The organism is Flavobacterium psychraerolatum (genome assembly GCF_025960985.1).
GTDB lineage: Bacteria > Bacteroidota > Bacteroidia > Flavobacteriales > Flavobacteriaceae > Flavobacterium.
On record NZ_JAOQMX010000073.1, the window covers coordinates 1 to 10546 of the forward strand.

Consider the following 10546-nt stretch of genomic DNA (forward strand, 5'->3'; position numbering starts at 1 on the left):
TTTGAAAATCCATATCTCAAAAGTACATTTTTAGAAGCTAAAAGCGAAATGCACTAAAGTACATAGTTTTAACTATTTTTGGGACCAATAAAAAAATGGAAGTCAAAGCATTGCCTTAACTTCCATTTTTTTTTAAGAATGTACAATTTTACTCCCAGTCATCAAAAACAACTTCACTAGCTGCAAAATCGAGAATTTCAGCCCGTGAACCATACTTGACTATTTCATCAATTCCTTTTTGAGCCATTAATATCGTACTGTATTTACGACTTACCGCCACCAAAACATCATCAAGCACCACCTTGAAATAAAACTTCCCCTTTGCGGTCTTATATTTCAAAAAAGAACAACTATCAAACCTAGCCTGCAGCAATTCTGCCTCAGCCTCGCAATCCATTCGTAATTCATAGGCATTACTAGTAAAGATAGGCTTACCCTTCCTAGAAGTATATTCAAACTTATAATCTCCGCTAAATCGCTTACTAATCACAAAAGACCCCATACTTACACCTCAATTTTTAGAAAATTAAAAATACAATCTTTATAACCAAATTCACCAAAAAGATCGGCTTAGTTATAAACAAAAAAAAGCCTCTTCAAAAGAAGAGGCTTTGTACTCAGAGCGGGACTTGAACCCGCACGAACATTGCTGTTCACTGGATTTTAAGTCCAGCGTGTCTACCAATTTCACCATCCGAGCATTTGGTATGAATGGTTTAATTTTTAAAAAAAAATTAATTAAATGAGCTCACCATCCGAGCTCTTTTTTTTGAATGTTTTAATTTTAAAAAAAAATAATTAAAGCTTAACATTCAAGCTTTTTTTAATGGATTTAATTTTCGGAAAAATTAATTGAAGCTTACCATTCTAGCTTTATATTTTTCAAAGATACTATTTTAATTGATATCTTTTTGAGCTTTTACGCTTTGAGCGAAAAACGGGGCTCGAACCCGCGACCTCGACCTTGGCAAGGTCGCGCTCTACCAACTGAGCTATTTTCGCATTTTCAATTCTTAAAAAGAACCGCGATACTTGTTCTGTATTGCGGATGCAAATTTAAGACTTTTATTGAGTTAAACAAGGGGTTTTGCAATATATTTTTAAATTATTTTTTAACCCCTTGATAACGTTTATTTTAAATATTGAATTATTTTCGAACCAACATCCTTTTCAGCTCATTTAGCTTCATTAATGCTTCAACAGGCGTAACCGTATTGATATCCAAACTCAAAATTTCTTCTTTAATTTCCTCTAATAATGGGTCATCAAGGTTGAAAAAACTCATTTGCATCTCGTCTTTCTCTGCTTTTATTCCGTTTAGAGCGTCACTACTATGATCTTTCTCCAATTTCTTAAGGAGTTTTTGCGCCTTTTGAATCACAATCTGCGGCATTCCGGCCATCTTAGCTACATGAATTCCGAAACTGTGCGCACTTCCCCCCTTGACTAACTTTCGAATAAATAAAACCGAATCTTTTAATTCTTTTACAGAGACGTTATAATTTTGAATACGCGGCAATAGCTCATTCATTTCGTTCAGCTCGTGGTAATGCGTAGCAAACAAAGTCTTAGGCTTAGCCGGATGCTCGTGTAAATACTCCGCAATTGCCCATGCAATTGAGATTCCGTCATAAGTACTCGTTCCACGACCAATTTCGTCCAACAACACAAGACTTCGATCAGAAAGGTTATTCAAGATAGAAGCGGTTTCATTCATTTCGACCATAAAAGTTGATTCTCCCATTGAGATATTATCACTCGCTCCTACTCTGGTAAAGATTTTGTCAACGATTCCCATTCGAACAGCATCTGCAGGAACAAAACTTCCCATTTGAGCCAATAGCACAATCAAGGCCGTTTGTCTCAAGATAGCCGACTTACCCGACATGTTTGGCCCTGTAATCATGATCAGTTGTTGCGTTTCTCTATCCAAGAAAACATCATTGGCAATATAAGGCATACCCAACGGCAATTGTTTTTCGATAACAGGATGGCGACCATTTTTTATATCCAATTCAAAAGTTTCATCCAGTTGCGGACATACATATTGATTTTCGATTGCCAACTGTGTAAACGAACACAAACAGTCCAACTGCGCAACCAAATTTGCATTCAATTGCACTGGTTTTATATAGGTTGTAATCCAAGCCACCAACTGCTCAAACAAATCGGACTCTATTTTTTGAATTTTTTCTTCGGCACCTAATATCTTAGTTTCGTATTCCTTTAATTCTTCGGTGATGTAGCGCTCGGCATTTACAAGAGTTTGTTTTCTAATCCATTCTGTTGGCACTTTATCTTTGTGGGTATTTCGAACTTCGATATAATAACCAAACACATTATTGAAAGAAATTTTCAATGAAGTAATCCCAGTACGTTCTGATTCTCGCGCTTCTATTCCAGCCAAATATTCTTTACCCGAAGTAGATATTGCTCTAAGCTCATCCAACTCTAGGTTCACCCCCGTTGCAATAGCATTCCCTTTCGAAATAGCTACGGGAGCCTCTTGATTTAAGGTTGTTTTAATTTTTTCGCGAAGCAATTCGCAACTGTGAAAACTATCCCCAATCACTTTTACTGCTTCCTGCGTGCTTTGCAAGGCCAATGTTTTCATCGGAATAATGGCATCTAAAGATTCCTTTAAATAAATCACTTCACGTGGCGATACTTTGCCAGCAGCGATTTTAGAAATCAAACGTTCTAAATCTGATATCTGCTTAATTTGATATTGCATCTTTTGCAAGACCTCTTGACTTTCTTTCAGGTAAGCAACAACTTGGTGACGATTTTTAATTTTATTCGCATCTTTCAAAGGCAAGGCCAGCCATCGCTTGAGCAATCGACCACCCATAGGCGAAAGTGTTCTGTCAATTACATCCAGTAAGGTCACTGCATTGGGATTGTAGCTGTGGTAAAGTTCTAAATTTCGAATAGTAAAACGGTCCATCCACACATATGCATCCTCTGCAATTCTTTGAATAGATGTAATATGTTGCACTCGATTATGCTGTGTTTCGGACAAATAATACAAGATTGCACCAGACGCGATAATACCTTCCTTCAAATCTTCGATACCAAACCCTTTTAAAGAAATAGTCTGAAAATGTTTGGTTAAGGTTTCAAAAGCATAATCCTCTTTATACAACCAATCCTCTAAATAAAAGCAATGAAAGTCATTACCAAACTGTTCTTTAAAATTATTTTTACTGGCTTTTGGCACCAATATTTCTGACGGACTAAAGTTTTGCAACAATTTATCTATGTATTCCGTATTTCCTTGAGCGGTAAGAAACTCACCCGTTGAAACATCCAAAAAAGAAACACCTATACTTTTACTTGTAAAATAAACCGAAGCCAGGAAATTATTGGATTTAGAATTCAATACCTCATCATTCATAGATACACCTGGAGTTACCAATTCGGTTACACCCCGTTTTACAATCGTTTTGGTCATCTTTGGATCCTCCAGCTGGTCACAAATAGCGACACGCAATCCTGCTTTAACCAATTTCGGCAAATAGGTATTGATCGAATGATGTGGAAAACCTGCCAATGCCGTTTCGGTTGCAGAACCTGCACCACGTTTGGTTAAGGTAATTCCTAAAATTTTTGAAGCTCGAACGGCATCTTCGCCGAAAGTTTCATAAAAATCACCGACTCTAAACAACAAACAAGCATCAGGATACTTCCTTTTGATCTCGTTATATTGTTTCATTAACGGGGTTTCTTTCACTTCTTTATCTTTTGCTGCCAAAATATTTTGTTTGATTTATGATTAACTAGAAATAGGAGCGAATTTATAGATTTTAAAGTGAATATGTAAATAGTTGAAAAATAATCTTCAGTTTTAAGTAAATTTTATGGTATTGGCATGATATTTTCTTTAGTTTTGTTTTATAAACTTAAAAACACACAAAATGAAAAAAATAGTTTTAATTGCCTTACTAGCGGTATTCGGAATCTCATCTTCTAATGCGCAAGAAACTTCAAAAAAAATGAAAGCAACTGCTAAAACTGTAGTAGCAAAAGCACCTAAAGTTAATGGAGCTGGACTTGTTTTTGAAAATGAAACTATCGATTATGGAACAATTGCACATAATGCAGACGGTAACCGTCAATTTGTATTTACAAACAACGGTACCAAACCATTAATAATCACGAACACACAAGGATCTTGTGGGTGTACAGTACCTACAACTCCAAAAGAACCAATTCTTCCTGGTGCTAAAGGAGTTATTGGTGTAAAATATGCTACTGACAGAGTTGGACCTTTTACAAAAACGGTAACAGTTACTTCTAATGCTGAAGGACAAGCTACAAAAACACTTACTATAAAAGGTACAGTATTAGCTGATAACGAAAAAAAGAGCTAATTTTGACTCTTAATTTATAAAAGCTTCCAAATTGGAAGCTTTTTTTTTATCCTAAAACGTCTGTTTCGTTGATACTCTATTGAAAGTAACGGAACTTCATTTAATTTTTGCGCCTTCAGGCCTTTGTACCCAATTAATTAAAATTATGAGAAAACTAGAGAACAGTGAACTTGAACGAAAATCAATAGAAGACTTTAAAAAATCAGACAAAACTCCTTTAATTTTAGTTTTAGATGACATTCGTAGTTTACATAATATTGGCTCCGTTTTTAGAACGGCTGATGCTTTTTTGATCGAAAAAATATATTTGTGCGGTATTACCGCTACTCCACCCAATAAAGAAATACATAAAACCGCACTTGGCGCTACCGAAACTGTAACTTGGGAACATTGCGAGAATGTACTTGATGTGATTTCTAAATTAAAAAAAGAAAACATTCTTACACTTGCTATCGAGCAGGTCGAAAGCGCTACCTTTTTACAAGATTTTAAAGTAGAAGAGAACCAAAAATATGCATTAGTTTTTGGTAACGAAGTTTTTGGCGTTTCGCAAGAAGCCGTAAAACTATGTGATGGTTGCATTGAAATTCCTCAATTGGGAACTAAGCATTCCCTAAACATCTCTGTAAGTGCCGGAATTGTAGTTTGGGATTTATTTCAAAAAATGAATTGGCCCAATTAGGAATATATATTACAACACAAATCATTCTTAAAATGTAGGCTGTTCCATTATTTAATACCAAAAAGAAAAAGGAACAGCATGGTTTTATTTACACAAAACAACAGGCTACAGTACTAAAACTCACCTCCCAATAAACAGCAATTCCCGCAAACGATTACATAAAATCAACCGCTTGCACTACAATACAATCACTCTCATCTGAACAATTGTCTAGCAATTCACCAATTGATTGTTTGAAAATAGGATGTTCCCATTTTAAATTAAAATCTGAAATAGGCATTAATACAAACTTTCTTTCCTGCATCAGTGGGTGTGGAATTTTAAGCTCTTCGGTATCAATTGTAGCAGCTCCATAAAAAATCAAATCTACATCTATAATCCGAGATTCATAGCCTACAATACCACTTCGAGTGCGCCCCATTTCTTGTTCTATTGACAAGGCGCTTTGTAAAATTTCATGTGGACATTGAACAGATTCTACTTCGATAGCACAATTAAAAAAAACATCACTTTCAAAACCCCAAGATGGCGTTTGGTATACTTTTGATATCTGTGTAACCATACCTATTTTTTCTTTTATCAATTGAATACACAATAAGATATTCTCTAACTTATCGCCTTGATTTGTTCCTAATGATAAAACTATTTTCTGTCCTTCACTCATTTTCTACCCTCCAAATAATTAATTAACCCCAAATTAACTAAAACATTTTTAGAAATAGGAATATATTTGCATAAACTAAATCGAACAATCAATAACTTTATATCATTGTGTTCTCTTTTAAAATAAAACAATATGAGATTTTTAGGAAATGTAGTAGCCACGATTGTGGGATTATTTGTTTTTTGCTTATTAACACTAATCGGAATCGGATTGATTGCAGCAGTTGTTGGTGGCGACTCTGAAGTTGCAACGGTAGAAAACAATTCGGTTATTGAATTGAATCTAGGAGAGGTTTCACTAGATTATGCTGGAAAATTTAAAAAACCATGGATGAGTGCTTTTTCTCAAGGTGATGGCTTAGGCTTGACCGATATTATCAATGCTATTGCAATTGCAAAAACAGATAATAATATTAAAGGTATTTCTATTCTCAATAATTATACGGCACTAGGAATGGCACAGACCAAAGAATTACGTGATGCTTTGGAAGACTTCAAAAAAACAGGAAAATTCATCATGGCATATGCCAATACCTATTCGCAAAAAGAATACTATTTAAATTCGGTTGCCAATACTATTTACCTTAATCCAGTTGGAGACATGGATTTTAAAGGACTATCATCTGAAATCATGTTTTACAAAGATTTACAAGAAAAAACAGGTATTAAAATGGAAGTAATTCGACATGGAAAATACAAAAGTGCCGTAGAACCTTTCCTAGAAAATAAAATGAGTGATGCCAACAGAGAGCAAGTTACTGCATTATTACAGTCTGTTTGGAACACTACCCTCGAAGATATTTCGAAAAGTAGAAAAGTAACTATTGTACAACTCAATGACATTGCCAACCAACTTATGGCTCGAACTCCTACGCTTGCCAAACAGCAAAAACTTATTGATATTATTGGTTACGAGGACGAATACCATAATGCAATCAAGAAAGTCTTAAAAGTGGCTCAAAAAGACGATTACAAAAAGATTTCGATTGCAGACTATACGACCAAACAATTACAAGAAGCAGATCTTTCTACGACCGATGACCAAATTGCAGTTATTTATGCGCAAGGAGAAATTCAATCTGGAGAGGGTGATGTTAATACCATAGGAGAAATTTCTATGAATCGTTCGCTACAAGATGCTAGAAAAGATAAAAATATCAAAGCCGTCGTGCTTCGCATTAACAGTCCAGGAGGTAATGCTTTGACCTCTGACCTAATTTGGAGAGAAATCGAATTAACCAAAAAAGTAAAACCTGTAGTAGTTTCTATGGGAAATTATGCAGCATCTGGTGGATACTACATTGCGTGTAATGCCAATCAAATTTTTGCAGAGAAAAACACAATCACTGGCTCGATTGGTGTTTTTGGAATTTTGCCTAATTTTAGTCAATTAACTAGCAAAATCGGAATTAACATCGAACAAGTAAAAACAAACGAAAATGCTCCAGAATACAGTCCATTTGTACCTATTGATGATAAATTCAAAGCCGTCACACTTGAAGGTGTTGAGCACATTTATAAAACCTTTGTTGGCCATGTGGCGGAAGGTCGAAAAATGTCTTTTGCACAAGTAGATTCTATTGCTCAAGGGCGCATTTGGACAGGAAGCGAAGCTATTAAAATTGGATTGGTAGATAAAATTGGAAATCTCAATGACGCCATACAAGCGGCGGCTACATTAGCAAAAACAAAAGAGTATTCAACCAAAAATTTCCCTGAATTCAACAAAAGCTTTGAAGACATGCTAAGCAAACTCCCTTTTGTACAATCTAAATCTGATTTCATAAAAGAAGAAATTGGAATAGAGAATTATAAAATCATTCAGCAAGTTAAAAAACTTCAAGCTCGTAAGGGAATTCAAGCTATAATGCCTTATGAAATCGACATTCGATAAATTAGGGAATAACTAATCTAGAAAGCGGGAAAAGCAATATTGAAATATCTAATGGCTATTATATAAAACCATTTTTTAGTCAAACCCATATCTTTAATAACTCATTACGGCAACATTTTTGATGCCTATCATAAAAACAAAAGACAACATTATGTTTAAGAAAATCGCACTTATAGTTGGAGGGACTTTACTTCTAGTCATTGGAAGCTTATTTGCAATCCCGTACTTCTTCAAAGACCAAATCAAGGCAAAAATCGCACAAGCTATTAACGAAAAAGTAGATGCAAACGTAAGCTTCAAAGATGCCGATTTGAGTTTATTCAAAAGTTTTCCAAATGCAACAGTGACTTTGGACTCCTTAGTAATCATCAACAAAGCACCATTTGCTGGTGACACATTGGTTTCTTTGGGCGAGTTGAATTTAAAAATGTCTATCAAAGAACTTTTTAAAGAAAGTAATGAAGCCATGAGTATTCAAGGTATTACTTCAAAAAATGGTTTAATCAATATTATTTTCAATAAAGATGGATTAGGCAACTATGATATCGCACTGAAAGACGACAAACCTGCTACAGACAAAGCAAGTGATCCATTGAATTTATCGATTCAGGAATATAAAATTGAAAATTTTCAGTTTCGTTACACAGACCAAGGTTCGAAAATAAAAATGGTCATTGACAGTTTAAACCATGAAGGAACAGGAGATTTTGCTGCTTCAAAATTGGATTTAACAACCAAATCTACTGCAAAAATATCATTGGATATGGACAAAGTAAATTACATGAAAAATGTAGCTTTGACATTAGATGCAGTTCTAGGAATTGATTTGAACCAAAGTAAATATACCTTTAAAGAAAACAAAGCCTTAATTAATCAACTGCCATTGGAATTTGATGGTTTTATCCAAATGGCCGAAGCGGGTCAAGTGTACGATTTGAAATTCAAAACACCTACTTCCTCTTTCAAAAACTTCTTGGGTTTGATTCCGGCAGCATATTCTTCTAGTTTAGACAATGTGAAAACTACTGGAGATTTCTCTGTAGCTGGATTTGCCAAAGGAACGCTTACTGATACTACTGTTCCTAAATTTAATATCGAAATCGCATCAAACAATGCTTCTTTTCAATATCCTGATTTACCAAAATCGGTTCAAAATATTGTAATTGATACCAAAATCATAAATGAGACTGGTATTTTAAATGATACTTATGTGAATCTTGACAAACTGTCTTTCAAAATTGACCAAGACATTTTTAATGCAAAAGCAAACATTCGCAACGTAACACAAAATGCTCTTGTAGATGCTATGCTGAAAGGAACCATTAATTTGGGAAATCTCTCCAAAGCCTATCCCATCAAACTAAAAACTCCATTGTCTGGAACCCTGAAAGCAGATGTTAAAACAAAATTTGACATGGAATCAGTAACTAAAAGTCAATACCAAAGCATTGACAATTCGGGAACCATGAGCCTTTCTGGTTTTAAATACACTGATGAAAATGGAAAAGCGATGACTATTAGTACTGCCTTGGTACAATTTAATCCAAGTCAAGTAAATTTGAAACAATTTAATGCCACTACCGGTAAAAGTGATATTGCCGTAACTGGAATTTTGGACAATTTTTATGGTTATATCTTTAAAAATCAAGAACTAAAAGGGGACTTCGCACTTACTTCCAATCAATTGGCGGTTAGCGATTTTATGACACCCGAAGTACCTGCCAAAGCAACTACCGAAGCTGCCAAACCTGCTGATGCGATGAAAATCCCAGCCTTTTTGAATTGTACGCTTACCGCGAAAGCCAATACAGTTTTATATGATAACCTAACGCTAAAAGATGTTTCTGGAAAACTTATTGTAAAAGACGAAAAAGTGACCATGGAAAATGTAAAAACTTCTATTTTTGGTGGAAATATTGGATTGAATGGTTCGGTTTCTACTAAAGGAAAAACACCTGTTTTCGACATGAATTTGGGATTAAACCAAGTGGATATTGCACAATCGTTCACACAATTGGATATGTTAAAAAAAATCGCCCCTATTGCAGGAATTATTAACGGTAAATTGAACTCCACTATCAAACTAAATGGAAACTTAACAGGCGACATGAGTCCTGATTTGACAACGCTTACGGGAGATTTATTAGGTCAACTATTGTCAACTACTATCAATTCTGACAAATCTACGTTATTAACTGCGCTGACTTCTAATATTAAATTCTTGGACATGAGCAAAATCAATTTAAACGATTTGAAAGCTGCCATAACATTTAAAGATGGAAAAGTGAACGTGAAGCCATTCGATATTAAGTACAAAGATATCAAAGCAACCATTGGCGGAACACATGGTTTTGACCAAAGTATGAATTACAGTTTAAAGTTTGATGTACCAGCCAAATATTTGGGAACAGATGCCAATGCACTGATAGCGAAGTTAACCCCTACAGATGCCGCCAAATTAGAAAATATTCCAATTAACGCAACGATGACAGGAAACTTCTCAAGTCCGAAAATTTCTACAGATATGAAAACGGCAGTTACCAATTTGACCAACCAATTGATTCAGCAGCAAAAAGCAGCTTTAATTAGTAAAGGAACCTCAAAATTGACTGATTTACTCAACAAAAACAAACCACCAGGAGACACAACCAAAACTGTGATTCCAACGACCAAAGCCGAAATACAAGAAAAAGCTAAGGAAGAAGTCAAAACACAAGCGACCAACTTAATTAAAGGTTTCTTTAATAAAAAGAAAGCAGCGGAAGAACCAAAAGCTGCAGAATAAAATACAAAAGCTGTTTTAAGAGTAAAATCTTGAAACGGCTTTTTTTAATGATTGAATGTCCCGTCCTGAAATAGCGATACACAAAAAGTATCCTTATGGAAAAACATGAAGAAACACGCTATGTTAAGCGTACGCAAAAAGATTACTCA

7 protein-coding genes and 2 tRNA genes are annotated in these 10546 nt (G+C 34.9%); 4 read left to right on the top strand and 5 right to left on the bottom strand.

All coding sequences use genetic code 11. The features are described from left to right. Positions 1 to 148: 148 nt before the first annotated feature. The 4 genes from M2326_RS17035 to mutS all read right to left on the bottom strand — a co-directional run bounded on the left by M2326_RS17035 (position 149) and on the right by mutS (position 3754). Positions 149 to 502 carry a DUF1508 domain-containing protein gene (locus M2326_RS17035; RefSeq protein ID WP_264620750.1) on the bottom strand — a complete coding sequence of 118 codons (354 nt, stop codon included), beginning with the start codon at positions 500 to 502 and terminating at the stop codon, positions 149 to 151. A gap of 112 nt (positions 503 to 614) precedes the next feature. Next, positions 615 to 700: transfer RNA gene (locus M2326_RS17040), tRNA-Leu, on the bottom strand. Positions 701 to 929: 229 nt separating this feature from the next. Further along, positions 930 to 1002, bottom strand: a tRNA-Gly gene (locus M2326_RS17045). A 145-nt stretch (positions 1003 to 1147) separates the two neighbouring features. Then, the gene (gene mutS / locus M2326_RS17050; RefSeq protein WP_264620751.1) at positions 1148 to 3754 is read right to left on the bottom strand and encodes a DNA mismatch repair protein MutS; all 2607 of its coding nucleotides are present in this window, start codon (positions 3752 to 3754) and stop codon (positions 1148 to 1150) included. Positions 3755 to 3917: 163 nt separating this feature from the next. Here mutS and M2326_RS17055 point away from each other — a divergent pair, with 163 nt between their 5' ends. Continuing rightward, positions 3918 to 4373 (top strand): DUF1573 domain-containing protein, encoded by a 456-nt coding sequence (locus M2326_RS17055; RefSeq protein ID WP_264620752.1) that lies wholly within the window; start codon positions 3918 to 3920, stop codon positions 4371 to 4373. Positions 4374 to 4518: 145 nt separating this feature from the next. Further along, positions 4519 to 5055 carry an RNA methyltransferase gene (locus M2326_RS17060; RefSeq protein ID WP_264620753.1) on the top strand — a complete coding sequence of 179 codons (537 nt, stop codon included), beginning with the start codon at positions 4519 to 4521 and terminating at the stop codon, positions 5053 to 5055. Positions 5056 to 5209: 154 nt separating this feature from the next. On the opposite strand, the gene folK is transcribed toward M2326_RS17060, so the two are convergent. Continuing rightward, complete coding sequence (gene folK / locus M2326_RS17065) at positions 5210 to 5719, bottom strand: 2-amino-4-hydroxy-6-hydroxymethyldihydropteridine diphosphokinase (RefSeq protein ID WP_264620754.1); 510 nt, start codon at positions 5717 to 5719, stop codon at positions 5210 to 5212. 132 nt (positions 5720 to 5851) lie between these two features. Between folK and sppA the strand changes: the two genes are divergently transcribed. Continuing rightward, on the top strand, positions 5852 to 7612 hold the full coding sequence (gene sppA / locus M2326_RS17070; protein ID WP_264620755.1) for a signal peptide peptidase SppA: 1761 nt from the start codon (positions 5852 to 5854) through the stop codon (positions 7610 to 7612). 151 nt (positions 7613 to 7763) lie between these two features. Beyond that, positions 7764 to 10397, top strand: coding sequence for an AsmA-like C-terminal region-containing protein (locus M2326_RS17075; RefSeq protein WP_264620756.1), 2634 nt, complete (start codon positions 7764 to 7766; stop codon positions 10395 to 10397). The last annotated feature ends 149 nt before the right edge of the window (positions 10398 to 10546 follow it).